The organism is Ferruginibacter sp. HRS2-29 (genome assembly GCF_024343615.1).
GTDB lineage: Bacteria > Bacteroidota > Bacteroidia > Chitinophagales > Chitinophagaceae > Ferruginibacter.
Genome location: NZ_RJUB01000016.1, coordinates 1 through 19710, shown reverse-complemented (window position 1 = coordinate 19710; position 19710 = coordinate 1). Strand labels below are relative to the sequence as shown.

Here is a 19710-nt window from a genome sequence, read left to right as displayed (position 1 = left end):
CGTCCTAATAATCTGTCGTCCAGTATCATAAATACATTAATTTCGGCTTATCAAACTATTGCTATGCGACTGATCCCTTTCATAATTTCACTGCTGATCACCTGCCTGCTCATTGGCGCATTAAGTAAACAATGGACGATCGGCGGTAAAAAAGCTCCGGCATTCGGTTCCTTTTTTTCTCCCCAGCATGGTTTCTGGCAAAATGCGGAAGCTACCGATCATGATTTTTCAGCCGACCTGAAATTTCCGCAATTGGGTGGAAAAGTGGAAGTGTATTTTGATGACCGGCTTGTTCCGCATGTGTTTGCAGAAAAAACAAATGATGCCTATTTTGTACAGGGATACATACATGCGAAGTTCAGGTTATGGCAGATGGAACTGCAGACTTTTGCCGCAGGCGGAAGGGTGAGCGAAGTGATTGGCGAAAAAGGACTGGAGCATGACCGCGAATTCAGAAGGCTGGGGATGGTGTATGCTGCAGAGATCGCCCAGAAGGAAATGGAAAAAGACCCTGAAATAAAAGCGGAATGTGATGCTTACACTGCCGGTGTAAATGCATACATCAATTCTCTTACCGAAAGTACGTTGCCACTCGAATACAAACTCATCGGTTACAAACCGGAGTTATGGTCTAACCTGAAAACCTCGCTCTTCCTGAAATACATGAGTTACGACCTTGCTTCGCATGAGAATGATATCGAGATGACGAATGCGAAAAGTTATTTTTCGGCGGAAGATTTTGCTAAACTTTTTCCTGCGGTGCAGGATTCCCTGGATCCTATCATCCCCAAGGGCACGCCGTTTGAAAAACAAAAGGTATTTCCTGTTGCGCCAGCTGGCGTGGATTCCATTTATTTTAATTCAAAAGATGTAGCCATCAATGAAACCCAGAAAGCCGACCCCGAAAACGGAAGCAATAACTGGGCGGTAAGCGGATCAAAAACGGTGAGTGGTGCACCCATCCTTTGCAATGATCCACATCTTGGCCTCAACCTGCCTTCACTCTGGTTTGAAATGCAATTGTCTACACCGGATTTCAATGCTTATGGAGCTACTTTTCCCGGTGCACCAAGTGTCATCATAGGCTTTAATGATAACGCCGCATTCGGTTTTACCAATGGTGGCCGCGATGTACGTGATTATTATGAAATAAAATTCAAAGACGACAGCCGTAAGGAATACTGGTTCGATAGCAGCTGGCGCGCCACCACTTTCCGTGTGGATACCATCGGCATCAGCGGCAGGGAACCGTTTATCGATAGCGTTGCCTATACAGTGTTCGGGCCGGTAATGTTTGATAAAAGCTACAGTGGCAAAAGAAGCCTTAATGATAAATATTATGCCGTTCGCTGGACAGCGCATGATCCGAGCAACGAGTTGAAGATCTTCACGCTGCTGAATAAGGCTAAAAATTATGCTGATTATTCTGCAGCCGTTACCAACCTGCACACACCGGGGCAGAACTGCGTTTTTGCCTGTAAAGATGGCGACATCGCGATCCGTACACAGGGCGATTGGCCGGCGAAATGGAAAGGGCAGGGCGATTTCATCATGCCGGGTACCGACAGCAGTTATATGTGGCAGGGAATGATCCCGCAGGACGAAGTACCTTTTCAATACAATCCTGAGAGAGGCTTTGTAAGCAGCGCCAATCAGAAACCTGTGGATGAAACTTACCCGTATTACATTGGCAGGGATTATCCGCCTTACCGGGGCATCACGATCAATAAACGCCTGGGCGATACCACGAAATTCTCGCCGGAATCGATGATGAAATTGCAGACGGATAATTTCGATGGGTTTGCCGCAACGGTGATGCCGTTGATATTGAAAAATATGCAGACAGGTAGCTTCAATGCGGATGAAAGTAAATATTTTGACTTACTGAAAAACTGGAACCTGAGGGATGATATCGGCGCAAAAGGTGCGACCGTATTTGAAGTGGTGTGGCAGCATTTTGAAGATACTGTTTTCAACGATGAATATGCAAAAGCGCCAAAAGTGATCATGCGGCCGCACGAGAGCACGTTGGCAGAAGCTTTGCTGAAAGATTCGGCTTTTAAATTTTTAGATGATATCAACACTTCACAGGTGGAAACACTGGCGGATAATATTACTGCCGCTTTCAAACAGGCAGCGCTGGATCTGAAAACCATCGAAGCCGATGGCCGCCTGGATTGGGAAAAGTATAATGGGGTAGGGATCCGTCATCTCGGATTTATCCCGCAGTTCAGCCGCCTGAACCTCAAGACAGCCGGCGGTTCTCACGCCATCAATGCCAACCGCAGCAATCACGGACCCAGCTGGCGCATGGTGGTAAGCCTTACGGCAAAAACCGAAGCCTATGGTGTGTATCCCGGCGGACAAAGTGGAAATCCGGGTAGCCGGTTCTACGATAATTTTGTAGATCAATGGGCCGAAGGAAAATATTACCCGCTCTGGATGATGACGAAAGCGGAAGTGAAGAACAAGAGTGTGAAATGGAAAATAACTTTTACTAATTAAGAATGAAGAATTAAGAATGAAGAATTAAGAATGAGAAGACGCAATTCTCTAAACCATTTAAACTTCTAAACTCCTAAACCTAAACCTAAACTCTAATCCCTAATCTCTAAACTATATGAAGTTTCTCCTCTCCATACTGCTGATCGCTTTACTTAGCTTCGCGGCAGCCCTTTACATGCCCTGGTGGACAATAGCGGTGGCGGCCTTTATAGTGGCCCTGGTGTTCAACATGAGCGGGGGCAAATCCTTTTTGGCAGGCTTTTTGGCTATTTTTCTGCTGTGGTCGGTGATGAGCTTCCTGATCAGCAGTAACAACGGCCATCTTCTGGCGCATAAAGTATCGTTGCTGATCCTGAGCGTAGACAATCCGTATTATTTGATACTTGCCACAGGTTTGATAGGTGGCTTAGTGGCAGGTTTTGCAGCGCTGACGGGATCTTTTCTACGAACCAAACAATCCTGAAAAGTGTGCAGTTTTAAAAAATAATGATATAAAATGAAAAACTACACAATTATAAATTGTGCAGTTTTAAAAAATAGTAATATAAAATGAAGAACTACACAATTATAAATTGTGCAGTTTTTTTGTTTTTTCTTTAAAAAAATAATTCTGCACAAAAATATTTGTGCAGTTGGATTGTGCAGGAGTATAACTGCACATTTTTTTTGTGCAGTCCGGTTTGAAAAAAAAAGCTGATTTTTAGTGTTTTTAGTAACTATTTCATCCTGTATTCGTTTTAACCTAAAGATATATGAGAATATTAGTAGCGTTATTTTTAATAACCTTTTTGAGTAGCACCGCATTTTCCCAAAAAATAACCGGAACGGTCTTCAACGATAAAGGCGATCTCCTTGCCTTTTCATCCGTTATCATCAAGGGTGGGTCTGTAGGCGCCAGCGCCAATGATAAAGGTAAATTTTCTTTTTCCGTTCCCGAAGGCACTTACACCATCGTTTGCCAGCATATCGGGTATGCCAGCCAGGAAAAAAAGATCACTGTAAATAAAGAAGATAACGAGATCACGTTCATTCTTTCCGAACAGAAACTTACGCTGCAGGATGTAACTGTAAAAAGCGGCGGAGAAGATCCGGCCTATGAGATCATTCGCAACGCGATCAAAAAAAGGACCTATTACCAAAACCAGGTAAAAGCTTTTACACTCGATCTGTACAGCAAAGACATCATCAAGCTGCGTACGCTTCCTAAAAAAATATTCGGTCAACGCATACCTGATGAAGACCGTAAAGACATCGGGCTCGATTCTACCGGTAAGGGCATCATGTATTTATCGGAATCTGTATCGAAAGTATATTCCCAGCAGCCCGACAAATTCAAGATGGAAGTGACGAGCAGCCGGGTGAGTGGCAGTGGCAGCTTCGGTTTCACATTCCCTACCTTCATCAGTTTGTACAATAATAATGTAACGGTTTTTTCTACCGCATTCAATCCCCGCGGGTTCGTTTCGCCGATAGCGGATGGCGCACTCGGATTTTATAAATACAAATTCCTGGGTAATTTCTGGGAAAATGGCAAGGCGGTAAATGTGATACGGGTGACCCCACGAAGATCTTATGAGCCGCTTTTTTCAGGCATCATCAACATTACCGACAACGACTGGAGGATACATAGCTTCGATCTGTTGCTCACAAAATCATCGCAGCTGGAGATCATGGATTCATTACAGATAACTCAGTTACACGTTCCCGTTAGTAACGATACCTGGAGGGTGAAAAATCAGCTGATCCATTTTAATTTCAAACAATTCGGCATCGATGCGATAGGTAACTTCCTCACTGTTTATTCCAACTACAACATCAATCCGAAATTTGATAAAAAATTCTTCGATCGTGTAGTGATCAAATACGATACTGCCGTAAACAAACGTCCGAAAGAATATTGGGACAGCATACGCCCGGTTCCGCTGGAGCGGGAAGAGTCGAAGGATTATGCGTTAAAGGACAGCATTTACCAGAACACGAAAGATTCGATATTGACTCAGCGTTCTGTGGATTCATTGAATAAAAAGCAGGGCAAAGTGAAGCTGCTGGATCCCTTCTGGAAAGGCATTAACCGCCGGCATTACAGCAAAACCAACAGTTATAGTTACGGCCTTGAGCCACTCATCAAGACCCTGGAATATAATTTCGCGGAAGGGCTGGTGGTGAACGTAAACCCTTATTTCCAAAAGAATATTTCCAAATGGAAAAGTAACCTGAGCATCGAACCTACGTTCCGGTATGGATTCAGCAATACACATTTTAATCCATCGGCACGCATTACGCTCCGCACAAGAGATTACGATGCAGATCAGAAGATCAGGCAATACAGCTGGACGATTGCCGGGGGAAAACGCGTGAGCAATTTCTTTAAGGAAAGCAGCTACTCGGTACTGTCCAATTCAATCTCGTCTTTGTTGTGGGGGAATAATTTCCTGAAGACCTACGAAAATTATTTTGGTACGATTGGCTATAGCAGGCGTTACGAGAGCGGGCTCCGTTTCAGTATTAATGCACTGTATGAAGACAGGATACCGTTAAACAACACGACCGATTTTACCATTTCGAAAAAAGATTCTAACCATATCGAACCCAATTACCCGATCCTGCGACTGCCGGCACAATTCGCCCGTCACCAGGCTGTGGTAGTAGGTTTCGACATCAGCTTCAAACCGGGGCAACGCTACATCCAGTTCCCTCATAGCAAAGTCTCCATCGGGTCAAAATACCCCACATTCAGTTTCGGGTATCGCAAGGGCATCAAAGATGTTTTGGGAAGTGATGTGGATTTCGATCAGTGGAAATTCGCGATCAATGATGATAAGAACTTCAAGCTTTTCGGAACGCTTAAATACAAGATCGGAACAGGCGGCTTCCTCAATACGGGCAGCATGTTCTTCCAGGATTTCCAGCATTTCAATACCGCCTTCTCCCGCAGTGATTTTGGCAGGAACGCGGAATATGTGAACGGCTTCCAGCTTGCCCGCCATTATGGCCTGAGCACCAATACTTCGTTTTACAGTTATGCTTTCCTCGAGCATCATTTCAATGGATTGCTTACCAATAAGATTCCGTTGTTCAAGCGCCTCAACTGGAACCTGGTGGCGGGTACCAATGCATTGTATGTAGACAAAGGCAATAATTACATCGAGGTTTTTGCCGGCCTTGAGAACATTCTTAAAATTTTCCGCCTGGATTATATCATTGGTTATGAGCCTGGCAAAGAACCTGTAATGGGCTTCAGGCTTGGCACCGGAGGGCTGATTGGCGGGGCAATAAAAGGTGGTGGAAGAGCGGGTAGAAGTACTTTGGAGATCAGCTTTTAGAAATTACGAATTGTCAATTACGAATTACGGATTGACTGTCCTCTCATTCGTAATTCGTAATTGACAATTCATAATTGTTTTGTAGCTTTGCGCCGTAAAAATTTGGTTTGCCCTGCAAGCATCCAATCTTAAATAAGGTTTCCCGCCCTGCGGGATCAAATTAACCATCATGGCCGCATTGTACAACAAGCTTTCCCAGGCGGAGCTGAAAAAACGCCTGTACGAAGAAACCGAACCACGCATCACGGTTTCATTTTACCAGTATTTTTTTATTGAAGATCCTGTAGCATTCAGGGATGAACTGTATCGTGGATTCAGCGCTGTCAATGTTTTTGGCAGGGTTTACATCGCTTCCGAAGGCATCAATGCGCAGGTGAGTGTACCGGAAACCAATTTTGAAGCCTTCAGGTCGTTTTTGTATTCTTATGCTCCGCTCAACGGATTAAGGTTGAACATCGCGGTGGATGATGACGGTAAATCATTCTGGGTATTGAAAATAAAAGTGAGGCCGAAGATCGTTGCAGATGGTATCACCGATCCGGATTTTGATATGGCCAACAAAGGCCGTTATGTGAATGCCGATGAATTCAACCGGCTGACGGACGATAAGGAAACCATCGTGGTGGATATGCGCAACCATTACGAATTTGAAGTGGGACATTTTGAGAATGCCATCGAAATACCGAGTGATACTTTCAGGGAACAATTGCCCATGGCGGCGGAGATGCTGGGCGATCAGAAGGAAAAGAATATCATCATGTACTGCACCGGCGGCATACGCTGCGAAAAAGCAAGTGCGTATATGCTTCACCGTGGGTTCAAAAATGTTTTTCACCTGGAAGGTGGGATCATCAATTACGCTAATAAAGTAAAAACGGAAGAGTTATCCAATAAATTTCACGGAAAGAATTTTGTCTTCGACGACAGGCTGGGAGAGCGCATCACGGATGAGATCATCGCAAAATGCCATCAATGCGGCAAGCCTGCCGATACACACACCAATTGCGTTAACGAAGGATGCCACCTGCTTTTCATACAATGTGATGAATGCAAAGAATCGTTCAAAGGTTGTTGCAGCACGGAATGCATGGAAGTGATAGCATTGCCGGAAGAAACACAAAAGGAATTGAGAAAAGGCATCGATAAAGGGAATATGATCTTCAATAAAAGTAAACAGCGTTTAAACGCCACCGTCAGAGGGACTAAAAAGTAATTTTTATCGTTAAAGAACCTTGTATGAAGTAATCTCGTTTATGGGGTGCACCTGATCCTCACCTCCTGCATAAGAAATTATCTTATCGGTTATCAACTATGACAACAAGCATGAATGCTGGGTAATGGTAAAATAACTATATATGTTTCTTATTAAGGGGATCAAAAAAATACGCAGCCGTATCATGCATATCGGTGTGCATCACGGCCTGGACGTACTTACGATCCGTAAATTATACATCTTCAACCAGCTGAACTTTCTTGGCTTTTTGACCGGAATCATAATACCATTGGCGGCATTATCCGGCGATGGTTACCTGCCGGTGCTGGCATGGTTTGTAGCCTCTTCCCCCGCAGCTATCAGCCTTGCGGTGCTGATCAGCAACCACTACCGCAGGTATGAGCAGGCGATGCTGATCTATTTTATTTTTTACCCGCTTACCACAGCATTGGTTTATGTGGGCAATATCGATGTTGGTATAGAGCTGTTTTTTATCCTGTATGGAGTTTTGTCTGTATTCTTTCTGCAAAAGATACGTTCGGTATTCATCGCTTTTTTCCTTTCAGCGGCTTGTTATTTTATGACTTACATCGTGGTCAAAGATTACCACTACCGGATGGCGGATATCAATTTCGCCTTTTATTTTTTTAATCATCTCCTTGCCATCATTTTTATTTTTACAGGATTATTCATGATCAAAAGAGAGAATTCGAGCTATGAAAAAAGGATTTTGTGGCGGAATAAAAAATTAAAAGAGAGTCATCTTAAAAATGCACAGCAAAAAGAACTGATACAGCAGAAAGCTATACAACTGGAAAATAAGACCGCTGAACTGACAGAGCTCAATTCATTGAAAGACCGGCTTTTTTCGATCATATCTCATGACCTTAAAACTCCTATTTACAGTTTGCGAAACCTCTTCAGTAGCATCGCCACCTACGATCTTCCCGGGGAGGAAATTAAAGTGCTGGTGCCCGATATCATTTCCGATCTTAATTACACCACCGGTTTGATGGAAAACCTGTTGCAGTGGGCCAAAAGCCAGATGACCGGGTATAGCGTAAATATGGAATTATTAGAAGTGGAACCAATGATCGAAGAGGTGAAGCAACTGCTCCGGCTGCAGGCAGAAACCAAAAACATTTATGTAACAAGTAAGATGGACGATACCGTATACATCTATGCTGATAAGGATATGATGAAGCTGGTATTGCGCAACCTGGTTTCCAATGCGATAAAATTCACACCCGAAAAAGGGGAAGTGTGCATTGGTGCAACACAGCATTCATCGGGAGTTGAGTTATTTGTGAAAGATACCGGTATGGGTATCAGCAGTGATGCTGTCAGTAAATTATTCGGGGGCGATTTTTACTCTACAAAAGGAACTGCCAATGAATCGGGAACAGGGTTGGGATTATTTCTGTGCAAAGAATTTGTGGTTAAGAACGGAGGAAGTATCAGGGTAGAATCGAAACCAGGGAAGGGAAGTAAATTTATATGCGATTTGCCTACACCATGAACACGTGAAAGGAAAATTGAAAAAGATAACTGATAATGATATCAAACAGAAAAATGGCAATAAACAAAGTTCTTCCGGGGCGAAAGTCCTGTTGTTTATTGCCAATTTTGCATTGTGAATTATAAATAAATTCCTGTTTCAGAAAACGCCCTCAATTCATTGGGGTCATCTTCATAATCATCATAAGAGGTGATCCTCCGGTCGTCGGAACTTTCACGCCCATCTGACCGTTTTCTTTTTGAAAGCAGCACCACGGCAGTAGTGATCAATCCGATGCCGATCACTGCCAGCAATGCATTTTCTACCGCTTTTTTCTTTTCCATTCTAAAGTGTTTTTTATTAAACTGGCCGGTTGCCGGATATCACTCTCAGTAACACAGCTATGACAGCGATTACAAGTAATATATGAATGATCCCGCCGGTATAATATCCACCGAAATATGAAATTGCCCAGATGATAACCAGTATCACAGCAATGGTGTAGAGCAGACTTGACATAGTATTTAAATTAAAGGTTAAAAATATTTTAACCATAAAATCCAAAAGCTATGCCAACGGCAAAACACTCTCAAAAACCTGTTGTTATCTCCGAATCAAATAATAGTTGGGAACTTAATTCTACATTAATCCTTCAATTCATCCAGCGATGCCACAATCCTTGCATACGTATCATCGTCTGATAAACTTTCCGGCTGGAATTTTTCGCCGATGATATTTTCGTACAATTCAATATAACGGTTGCTGATGGTCTGTATCCATTCGGCGGACATTTCAGGAACGCTTTGTCCTTCCTTGCCCATAAAATTATTTTGTATCAGCCATTCGCGAACGAATTCCTTGCTCAGTTGTTTTTGTTTTTCGCCTTTGGCCTGGCGTTCATCAAAACCTTCGGCGTAAAAATACCGCGAAGAATCGGGGGTATGTATTTCATCCATCAGTACGATCTCGTTGCCGAGTGTACCAAATTCGTATTTCGTATCTACGAGGATCAGGCCTTGTTTTGCCGCGATGGATCTTCCTCTTTCAAATAATTGCAGCGCATACTTTTCCAGCACAGCCCATTCTTCGGTAGTAGCAATTCCCTGCGCAATAATTTCTTCCTTACTGATATCCTCATCATGTCCTTCGGAGGCTTTGGTGGAGGGTGTAATGAGCGGCACAGGAAAATAATCATTTTCTTTCAGCCCTTCGGGTAATGGTACACCGCAGAGTGTGCGGCCCCCGGATTGATAAGTGCGCCATGCGTGGCCGGTAAGATTTCCCCTCACTACCATTTCTATCCTGAAGGGGTTACATCTTTTGCCCACGCTCACGTTGGGGGCAGGGGAGCGGAGCAGCCAGTTGGGGCAGATATCTTCGCAGGCTTTTAGCATGTATGCCGCAATCTGGTTGAGTACCTGTCCTTTGTAAGGGATCGGCTTTGGTAAGATCACATCAAAAGCTGATATCCGGTCGCTTGCCACCATCACCAGCAGATCATCGCCGATACTGTATACGTCCCTTACTTTTCCACTATAAAAACCAGTTTGTCCGGGGAATTCAAAAGTTGCCATACGCTAAAGTAGCACCTTGTTTTGAGATAATATTTTATGGGGCGGCAAAACTTTCAACAACTGGTTCAAAAATAAAATTTTAAAACATGAGAACTATGCTTATTTTGCTGCTAATTTACAAACCAAAACAAAGCTATATGAAAAGAATTACGAGCTATTTGGTTGCATTTGTACTGGCGAACATTCTTGCAGTGTCGGCATACGCACAAAATGTAACCATCAGCGGTAATGTGCAGAACAGCGCTACCTCAGAAAAATCCGCAGCTGTATCAGTAACTATTAAAGGGTCGGAGACAGGGACTTACACGGATGACAGGGGTAATTTCAGCATCACCACCAAGAGCCTGCCTGTAACGTTGATTTTTTCATCTATTGGCTATGAGCAACAGGAAGTCAGTGTAACAAGCGCTGCAATTCCCATATCGGTAAAATTTGTGCCTTCCAATTCATTGGGTCAGGAAGTAGTGGTATCGGCATCCCGCGTTCCACAGAAAATACTGGAATCGCCTGTTTCCATCGAAAGGGTAAGTGCCGCAGCGATCAGGAATGCGCCGGCTGCCAACTTTTATGATGTGATCTCAACACTGAAAGGTGTGGATGTGACCACTTCCTCACTTACATTTAAAGCACCGACTACCCGTGGTTTTGGCGGTAGCGGTAATACCAGGTTCAACCAGCTGGTAGATGGTATGGATAACCAGGCTCCAGGGCTGAACTTCTCCGTGGGTTCCATCATCGGCCTCAACGAACTGGATATCGATAACCTTGAATTGCTGTCCGGCGCGTCTTCTGCATTGTATGGCCCGGGCGGTATGAACGGTACTTTGCTCATGACCAGCAAGAACCCTTTCAAATACCAGGGGCTGTCTTATGTGGTAAAAACCGGTATCATGCATACCGACAGAAAAGAAAGGGCTGCATCTCCTTACTACAACCTTGCACTCAGGTGGGGTAAAAAAATATCTGAAAAATTCGCTTTCAAGCTGACCACAGAACTGGTTCAGGCGAAAGACTGGATAGGTACTGATTACAGGAACTACGACAGGTCCGGCGGTGTATTGAAACCAGGTGACAGGGTGAATGATCCGGCTTACGATGGTGTGAACGTATATGGTGATGAAACCAACGCGGATATCCGCCAGGTATTGAATGGTGCAGCAGCAGCGGCCCCTTTCCTTGCACCATTTATCGCTACGCTTACTACAAAGCCGATCGTTGTATCCCGTACAGGTTACACCGAACAGGAGCTGATCAATCCAAACACAGTTAACTTCAAACTGGGTGGATCTTTCCATTATAAACTTTCTCCGGGAACCGAAGCTATCCTTGCAGGTTACTGGGGAACTGGTAACACCATCTACACCGGTGCTTCCAGGTATTCCATCAAGGATTTCAAGATGGGACAATATAAGTTTGAATTGTTGAACAAGGACTGGATGTTTCGTGCATACACTACCCAGGAAAATGCCGGTGGAACATACAATCTTGCTGCAACTACTCAAAACTTCAACGAAGCATGGAAACCAAGTGCCGGTTCTACCGGTTGGTTTGCACAATACGGCCAGGCATTCCTTGGCGCAAAACTTGGTGGCGCATCTGATTTTGATGCACATCAGCTGGCAAGAGGCGTAGCGGATCAGGGCAGGCCAAAAGTCGGAACTCCCCAGTTCCGTGCTTTGTATGATAATGTAGCGAAGATCCCGGTACCAAAAGGCGGGGCATTGCTTGACAGGACGGATCTTTACAGCGTGGAAGGCAACTACAACTTCTCAAGATTTACCAAAGCATTTGCGGATATCCTTGTGGGTGCCAACTACAGGAACTATGTATTGAATTCTCAGGGTACCTTGTTTGCAGATACTGCAGGTACCATTGGTATCCGTGAAGTAGGCGCTTTCATCCAGGCTTCAAGGGATCTGGGTATCGTGAAGCTGACTGCTTCAGGAAGGTATGACAAGAATGAAAACTTCGAAGGCCGTTTCACCCCAAGGGTAACTGCGGTAGTGAAAGTTGCTGAAAACAACAATATCAGGTTGTCTTACCAGACAGCTTACCGTTTTCCATCTACACAGCAGCAATGGATCAACCTTGATCTGTTGTCTTACAAACTCATCGGTGGTAACGACGCTTTCAACACTATTTACAATTTCGGCGGCAATCCTCTCTACGACAGGGATTCACTGCGTGCAGGCAAAGTTGTTGCGGCACCATTCGTGAAACTGAAACCGGAATCTCTTTCTTCATTTGAAGTTGGTTACAAAGGTTTGTTGATGGATTCAAAATTGCTGGTGGATGTATATGGTTACTTCGGCCGTTTCACGGATTTCCTTGCACGTAAGAATGTGGTGCAATCAAAAACCGGATCGCCGATCAGCCTGGCAGATACTGCCAATGGCCAGATCTACTCAGTTCCGATCAATGCCGATGGTAAACTGAAAACATATGGTTTCGGTATCGGCTTCGATTACAGGTTGCCACGCAACTTCACACTTAGTGTGAATGCTGCTTCCGATAACCTGGATGACGTGCCTACTAATATCATCGCTAACTTCAACTCACCAAAATACAAAGTGAATGCTTCTATCAGCAACAGCGGTTTTGGTAAAGAAAAACGCCTTGGCTTTACAGTGGCTTACAGGTGGCAGGATGAATTTTACTACCAGGGTGACCTTGCAAATGGCACTGTTCCTTCGGTACAGACACTGGATGCGCAATTCAGCTACAAACTGCCTACCACCAAATCAGTGTTGAAAGTAGGTGCCAACAACCTGCTGAACCAATACTATTACAATGCCATCGGTAACTCACGGGTTGGAGGTTTATATTATGTAAGCTTCGGTTACAACATCTACTAGTAAAGCAATTAAAAAATTAAAACATTGATCATGAAACATATTATCAATAATATAAAAACAGGTTCGCTGATCGCGTTGGCAGCAATGGCAGTGCTTACGGCTTGTAACAAGGATATGCCTGAAATTACAGGCACCCCTGCTACTTCACCAGTTACTCCTCCCAGCGGGTTAGGCCTGGCGGATGCGGTGAAAGCAAACCCCAATGACAGTCTTTTCTATAAAATAATGTTGAGGGGTGGAACAGGCAACCTTACATTACTGAACAACAAAACTGCCACCTATACACTTTTTGTTCCTACCAATGCGGCGATCAGGTCGGCCATCACTGCCTTATCCGGCGGGTTGGTGCCTGCAGGTTCACCGGATCCGGTTTATGTCGGATTTATCAACACAGCGTTAAGGGCCGGGCAAGCTGATACGATCGTTCGTTATCACATCATCCCGCAGAAAGTATTGGCAGTGAACATTCCTGCTACTTTCCCTAACTTTCAATACCCGACCATCCTGAACCCTGCGCCACAGATCAGCGCATTGCTCAGGCTCACCACTTTCCCTTCTACAAGGAATGGTGCATGGTTGAACAATATTCCGATCGTTTCTACTGACAATGCTGCCGCGAATGGCGTTTACCACGAGATTGCAGCACTTTCTGTTCCGCCCAGCCAATACCTCTGGGACAGGATCAATACAGATGCAGGCCTCACTTACCTGAAAGCAGCTATCCTTCGTGCAGACAGTGGAGTAGCGGTAACAGCATCAGGATCTTTGCAGGGAGCGTTGCTTAACATCGGTGCCAACCTTACCGTGTATGCCCCTACAGATGCGGCTTTCCAGGCTACCCTCACCGGTGCTATCTACCAGGCATTGGTGCCGGTAGTGACTGCACAGCTGATCCCGGTTATTACCGCACAACTGATCTCCGGCGGAGCCACACCTGAAGAAGCTGCCGCACAGGCGCCTGCCCTGGCCGCTGCACAGGCACCTGCCATTGCATTGGCACAGGCTACTACATTGGCTTCTTCTCCTACAGTATTCAGCAATCCTGCATTGTACGGGGCTTTATCAGCTACCACAGTAAAAGGGCTGGTGGTATATCACCTGTTGGGTGTAAGGGCGTTCAACAACAACCTGCCAACAACAGCGGCTAATTTCCCTACGTTGTTGAATGGCGCCGTTCCAACCCATCCTGGTATCGGGTTACAGGCTACTTTTACCGGTGGTTTTGTAACATCAGCTACCGCAAAAGGTATTGCTAATACAACCGCATCTAATATCCTTATCAATCCTACGCCGGCACCGGGTGGTACCAGCGATCAATTCTACCTCAATGGTGTATTGCATAAGATCGATCAGGTTATGCGTCCGCAATAAGAATGAACTTTATAAAATAAAAAAGAGCTCCGGGAATGGGGCTCTTTTTTTGCTTGATTGGAAATTTTAGTTGCAAGATATTAGTTTTAGTAGTATAGAAATAGCTATAACTAAATTTACTATAAAATTGAATGAAAGTTTATTCTGAGCTACAGGTATCTGATAACTTTTAGAAGTTATTACCTAGCAGAAATTCTTGCTAATTTGGTTATAATGATACTTAATTTAAAATAGCGAGCTAATGCTGATTTCTTTTAAATTAATACCAGTCCGCAGCAAGTTCAGTGTTTTACATTAACCCATAAGCCAGACTTTTGTAACGAAATTTAATTTTGCATCATTCTATCACAGCAGGATGTGGAAACTTATCTTTAATTCTGTCTAAATCTTTCTTGATTAAAGGAAGTAATTCTTCTCCAAGTTCCCATAATTGAGTGCTACCAGGATTAGGAAAATAACCTGTTGCTTGATATGTGTTTTTTGAATTCGTTATTGCGACTTCAATTGCTATTGGATGAAAATCCGCATTAAAACCACCTTGTATTATTGTTGGCAAATGAGGCTTCCAATTGTTACATTGCGAAATATTTGGTAATGCGGGTAATTGACCTTTCGCATGAAAATAAAGCCATACTTCGAAACAGGGATTACTTTGTGCTACTTTCCAATGGGGATGTTGCTCGCACTCTTCTCTAATTTCATGCAATTGCTCTCTCCACCTGTCCGTATCTATTACAAACCATAATCTATCCCTTTCATCACTGGCCTCTAACTCTTGTTCTTTTGCAATTGCTACGTTTATTAGTAAACGTGGAGCACTGCCGATTTGACTCACCACCGGAACAATTTTTACTCTTGATGACATCCCATCAAAAAAACGAAAATAGTCAGGTTCCCGATTCGTACCTTCACAAACGATTATAAATAAAAAAGCATCTCTAAAAGGAGCCTTCTTCTCATAAGTAAATATCTTAGGCTTCGGCATATTTCTCCCAGTTTAAGTCTTTTAAATTTCCTAAAAAAGGAATACCACCGTAACGACCATTTAGATAACCCTTTCTGATATCGAGTGTATGATGTTCTTTAAACTCACTTAAAGCATACACTTCTGTCGCACCCGCTTTATTTTTTTCAGCAAACCAAATTTCATCAGGACGGAAAATTTCCTGATCTAACAAATTGGATTCATGTGTTGAAAATATTAACTGACCATGTGTTGTTTGATCATGAGAAAATTTACTGATTAATTCTTTTATCAATAACGGATGAATACTTCTTTCAATTTCATCGATGATATAAACACGTTTGGCTTTAATGGCTGCATAAAATGCGGGTAAGTAATCAAGTAAGCGTCTTGTTCCATCCGATTCTTCGGCAGAAGTAAACTTAACAATACCACCATCTGTATCATGTAAAAAAAACAAACGTTTGGCTACCACTTTATTTTGCCTCAATACAAATAAGATTTCTTCATGGGCAGTTAAAAATGGCCTTATTTTATCGGGGTTTGCTTTCAATTCTGCAGTAATACGTTCTGCTTGTTGTTTATCGTCTTCCCCAAAAAAATCTTCTATAGGTATTGTATCTACATTAATGCTTTTAATTCCTGTACTAAATGCCTGCATTACATCGGAAGCAAATTTATAAAATTCTGCATCTTCCTCTAGGTGTATAGTTAAACCGCTAGGTCTAGCATTAGGCATTACCGGGACTAAATCATGGGTAAACCATTGCAATGCTTTTTTGAAGGGGTCAAATACTTTGTTCTTCCGACTGGCCATATGAAACAACACTGGTTCATTTCTTTCTAAAATTTCATTTTTTAAGAAGAAGGGAAAAACAGTAGCTTCTTTGTCTTCCATAACTTCTTTACTAAAGGTAAGGTCTAAATTTTTTTCACCTGGCTTATCAGTACGTCGAAACAGTGTATAGTCTTCTTTTTTACCTATACCACTAATTTGCAACTCTTCTTCAACGACAATACCTTGATTAATAGTTATACCGTAGTAATATGGTATTTCTTCTTTGATAAATTCAACACCAATATAAACGTCTTTCTTTCGGCTTTCCTTATCAAATTTGAAAGTTTCAATTAAAAATTCAATTGGCAAATTACCGCTCTCAACAAATTGGCTAAGAAGCGATAAGGATTTAATCAAATTGCTTTTGCCTGCACCATTAGCACCATACATAGCATTTAGTTTAAGCAATTCTATATCGTTAGATTCATATACATGATAGGGCATACGACTAAATCTCCCTGGTAACATGTTAAATTCTGTGAGTTCTTTAAAGGAGAATAAATTTTTGACAATAAATCTTATTAGCATTGTGTGATAATTTCACGCAAAAATAGGCTTTTGGTGGGATAGTAGGATTAAAAATTAAATAAAAATTACTTATTGGTGAAAAATTAACGGGTTTCGATTATTTTATAATTTAAAGTATTCCTCAAATTTTCTTAAGTTTTAAATTTAATCACATACAAATATCTTCTCGTAAATAACCTTCCTCTCTGCTAAATAGGCCAGTATATACTTAAAACACTTTTCATCCTTACCCACCAACTCCGGCGGGAACACCCCTTTTTCGGTAAACAATCCTTCTGCCAGCATATTCACCGCCGCCGTGCAGGTATAGCCGGTAGTGCGGCTCATGGAAGCCGTTTTGGTGGTGGGGTCATATTCATCGTACAGGAAATATCGTACAGTCGTTTCTTTACCGCCCATGATCCCTTTTACCACAATATTCATCAGCGTGAATTCAGGTTCTTCAGCCCCAAGTTTCCATTGATCGAATAAGATCGCCGATGTCATATCGATGGGCCTTATCTCTTTTCCTTTGACCAGCATGGCTTCTTCACTGAAAAAACCTGCTTTCTGCAACGCGATCATGAGGTCGATATGGCCGGGATAACGCAGGGTCTTTTCTTTCATATCGGGGATATGTTTCATGGTGAATAATATGCTGCGCAACCCGTCCGTATTGAAACTTTCGAGCGTGCCGGCATATTCAAAATCGATGAGCTCGGCATCACTCAACGCGGGTTTGGTTACCACATGGCCATTTTCAACATACCTTGCCGGCCTGGTATATTCCTCTATCACATCCACCGGCGAAAAAGGGGCTTTATATTCGAAAGGTTTTATCCGTTGCTTGGGCAATCCGCCTACCATGCATTCAAAACTTTTTACCTCCATCAGTTCGTTGTAACGGCCCAGTACAAGATTGCTCATACCCGGCGCCACGCCGCAATCCACGATGGCAGTCACCCCATTGTCTGCCGCCAGTTGATGTAATTGCAGCGCATCTTCCGGGAAAAAGGAGATGTCCACCACATTCTTTTTTGTGCGGATGATGGCTTCCAGCGCTTTGTACCCCATGAAACCCGGTACAGCGCATACTACAAGATCAGCACCCTCCAGCAATTGCGCATATTGATCATACGCCATGAGGTCGGCAGCCCGGGTAGTGATCCGGTCGATCCCATGCAGCAGGGCAAGATTGTTTTCGCTGATATCAAAAGAAGTGACGTCGTTTTTTGTGGCAAGATCTTTTGCGATGGTACGGCCGACCATTCCGGCGCCGAGTACTGCTATTTTCATCTGTTTAAATTAATAATGAATAATGAATAATTAATAATTACCGTGCAGATACTTAACATATTAACTGCAATAATTTCGGGTTGAACAATTATTCATTATTCATTATTAACTATTAATTGCCCAATACTACTAAATTTCCCCAATATATTTTAACCGTACCTTAGCATAACAGGCGGTAAATTTGTTGCACACTTATCTCTGGATTTGATATGAAAAAATTTACATTCTTATTGCTGGTAGTTTTTGCTGCTGCAACAACCAATGCGCAAGGCATACTTGGCAAACTTAAAAAAGCGACTTCCAAAGACACTTCCTCTGCCAGTTCCGGAAGCGGAAGTTCCATCCTGGGAAGTATCAAAGGACTGGGGTCGGGTAATGGGTTATCGAATGATGAGATCATCAGTGGTCTTAAGGAAGCGTTGACTATCGGCACCGACAGTGCGGCCAAAAGGTTGAGCAAACCGGATGGGTTTTTCAAAGATGCCGCATTGAAGATCCTGATGCCGGAAGAAGCAAAAAAAGCAGAAGCCACTTTGCGCAAAGTAGGGATGGGGGCATTGGTAGATAAAGCGATACTTTCCATGAACCGTGCAGCAGAAGACGCGGCCGGCGGGGTTTCCGCGATCTTCATCAACGCGGTAAAAGGAATGACCGTTACCGACGGTTTGAAGATATTAAGAGGCGGAGATTTTGCTGCAACAGATTACCTGAAAGCAAGCACTACTTCCCAGCTTACTGAAAAGATGCGTCCTGTAATTGAAGCTTCTCTTGCAAAAGTAAACGCTACCACTTACTGGAAAGATGTTTTCACGGCCTACAATAAATTGGCCTTCGGCTCAAAACCAGTGAATACAGATCTGTCCTCGTACGTTACCGAACGGGCCATGACAGGCATTTTCTATTCCATCGGACAAGAAGAACAAAAGATCCGCAAAGACCCCGCAGCACAGGTAACTGGATTATTGAAAAAAGTATTCGGAAAATAGAAGCGGGCAGGATCACGGATTTCAGAAGGATTAGGGGATTACACAGATTATTTCCTGCAAGCAGGAAATGAAAATGCAGTCAGTTAAAACTTGTACTATTTTAAAGGTTGCAAGTTTTCACCGACTGCATTTTCATTTTTACGAAGTAAAATAATCTGTGTAATCCCCTAATCCATTTTAAATCTGTGATCCCTTCTATGCTTCAATCTTCGCTCAAATTCGTAATTCGTAATTCGTAATTCGTAATTCGTAATTCGTAATTCGTAATTCGTAATTCGTAATTCGTAATTCGTAATTGATCAAATGTATTTCAACCACCACTGCCCATGTTCCATCTTATATTTATTGAACCACTTGCACGGAAGATACAAAACCCCCACTACGGATATCCAGATGAGGTATACTACCGGTAACCCATAGCCGAAATTACGTGGCCTGAAAAGGAATGGCGGATCGCTGGCAATCTGCGACATACCATAACCGCTGGCGAAAAAGACAATGACCAGCAGGAAATGAAGCAGGTAAATATGCAGGATGTAGTAGAAGAACGGCACGCGGCCATAAATGCTGACAACATCCGTCCAGCGGGCTTTTATGTTTTCAAGAAGCGCCAGTAATATCATTCCCGGGCCAAGAGTCATGCAGGTGTATTGCAGCGAAGGTGGGTATTTGCTGGTATCGAGGAACGAAAGTAAACTATGTTCCCCATTGACCCATCTGCCCGGATCGCCATAACCTTGGAGCAAACGGCTTACAATAAATAGCACGATCATGGCGGAA

At 43.2% G+C, this 19710-nt stretch carries 14 protein-coding genes and 1 pseudogene; 8 read left to right on the top strand and 7 right to left on the bottom strand.

Features of this window, described 5'->3' with window-relative positions; all coding sequences use genetic code 11:
• Nucleotides 1-63: 63 nt before the first annotated feature.
• The 5 genes from EGI32_RS07780 (at nt 64) to EGI32_RS07760 (ending at nt 8560) form a co-directional block, all read left to right on the top strand.
• Entirely contained in the window at nt 64-2505 is a 2442-nt protein-coding gene (locus tag EGI32_RS07780; protein ID WP_255154823.1) for a penicillin acylase family protein, read from the top strand.
• Nucleotides 2506-2620: 115 nt separating this feature from the next.
• A complete protein-coding gene (locus EGI32_RS07775; RefSeq protein ID WP_255154822.1) occupies nt 2621-2968 on the top strand; it encodes a hypothetical protein in 348 nt (115 codons plus the stop codon).
• Between the two features lie 325 nt (nt 2969-3293).
• On the top strand, nt 3294-5828 hold the full coding sequence (locus tag EGI32_RS07770; protein WP_255154821.1) for a DUF5686 and carboxypeptidase regulatory-like domain-containing protein: 2535 nt from the start codon (nt 3294-3296) through the stop codon (nt 5826-5828).
• Nucleotides 5829-5997: 169 nt separating this feature from the next.
• Complete coding sequence (locus EGI32_RS07765) at nt 5998-7041, top strand: rhodanese-related sulfurtransferase (RefSeq protein ID WP_255154820.1); 1044 nt, start codon at nt 5998-6000, stop codon at nt 7039-7041.
• Between the two features lie 142 nt (nt 7042-7183).
• On the top strand, nt 7184-8560 hold the full coding sequence (locus EGI32_RS07760; protein WP_255154819.1) for a sensor histidine kinase KdpD: 1377 nt from the start codon (nt 7184-7186) through the stop codon (nt 8558-8560).
• Nucleotides 8561-8679: 119 nt separating this feature from the next.
• Here EGI32_RS07760 and EGI32_RS07755 read toward each other — a convergent pair whose 3' ends face one another.
• From EGI32_RS07755 to EGI32_RS07745, 3 genes are all read right to left on the bottom strand, one after another.
• Entirely contained in the window at nt 8680-8883 is a 204-nt protein-coding gene (locus EGI32_RS07755; protein ID WP_255154818.1) for an LPXTG cell wall anchor domain-containing protein, read from the bottom strand.
• A gap of 16 nt (nt 8884-8899) precedes the next feature.
• Nucleotides 8900-9058: a lmo0937 family membrane protein gene (locus EGI32_RS07750; protein WP_255154817.1), complete on the bottom strand. Its 159-nt coding sequence runs from the start codon at nt 9056-9058 to the stop codon at nt 8900-8902.
• A 125-nt stretch (nt 9059-9183) separates the two neighbouring features.
• On the bottom strand, nt 9184-10113 hold the full coding sequence (locus EGI32_RS07745) for a phosphoribosylaminoimidazolesuccinocarboxamide synthase (protein WP_255154816.1): 930 nt from the start codon (nt 10111-10113) through the stop codon (nt 9184-9186).
• Nucleotides 10114-10250: 137 nt separating this feature from the next.
• Between EGI32_RS07745 and EGI32_RS07740 the strand changes: the two genes are divergently transcribed.
• Together EGI32_RS07740 and EGI32_RS07735 are read left to right on the top strand one after the other, a co-directional pair.
• Nucleotides 10251-12968, top strand: a complete 2718-nt coding sequence (locus EGI32_RS07740) for a TonB-dependent receptor (RefSeq protein ID WP_255154815.1) — start codon at nt 10251-10253, stop codon at nt 12966-12968.
• 30 nt (nt 12969-12998) lie between these two features.
• Nucleotides 12999-14339 carry a fasciclin domain-containing protein gene (locus EGI32_RS07735; protein WP_255154814.1) on the top strand — a complete coding sequence of 447 codons (1341 nt, stop codon included), beginning with the start codon at nt 12999-13001 and terminating at the stop codon, nt 14337-14339.
• A gap of 337 nt (nt 14340-14676) precedes the next feature.
• Here EGI32_RS07735 and EGI32_RS07730 read toward each other — a convergent pair whose 3' ends face one another.
• The 3 genes from EGI32_RS07730 to EGI32_RS07720 all read right to left on the bottom strand — a co-directional run bounded on the left by EGI32_RS07730 (nt 14677) and on the right by EGI32_RS07720 (nt 17944).
• Nucleotides 14677-15324, bottom strand: a complete 648-nt coding sequence (locus tag EGI32_RS07730) for an RloB family protein (RefSeq protein WP_255154813.1) — start codon at nt 15322-15324, stop codon at nt 14677-14679.
• Nucleotides 15311-16669, bottom strand: coding sequence for an ATP/GTP-binding protein (locus EGI32_RS07725; protein ID WP_255154812.1), 1359 nt, complete (start codon nt 16667-16669; stop codon nt 15311-15313). Before EGI32_RS07725 ends, EGI32_RS07730 begins: the two co-directional genes overlap by 14 nt.
• Before the next feature lie 144 nt (nt 16670-16813).
• Entirely contained in the window at nt 16814-17944 is a 1131-nt protein-coding gene (locus EGI32_RS07720) for a saccharopine dehydrogenase family protein (protein WP_255154811.1), read from the bottom strand.
• Between the two features lie 209 nt (nt 17945-18153).
• On the opposite strand from EGI32_RS07720, the gene EGI32_RS07715 reads away from it, so the two are divergent.
• A complete protein-coding gene (locus EGI32_RS07715) occupies nt 18154-18930 on the top strand; it encodes a DUF4197 domain-containing protein (protein WP_255154810.1) in 777 nt (258 codons plus the stop codon).
• Nucleotides 18931-19229: 299 nt separating this feature from the next.
• On the opposite strand, the pseudogene EGI32_RS07710 reads toward EGI32_RS07715, so the two are convergent.
• Nucleotides 19230-19710, bottom strand: a pseudogene (locus EGI32_RS07710) (hypothetical protein); the annotation flags it as partial.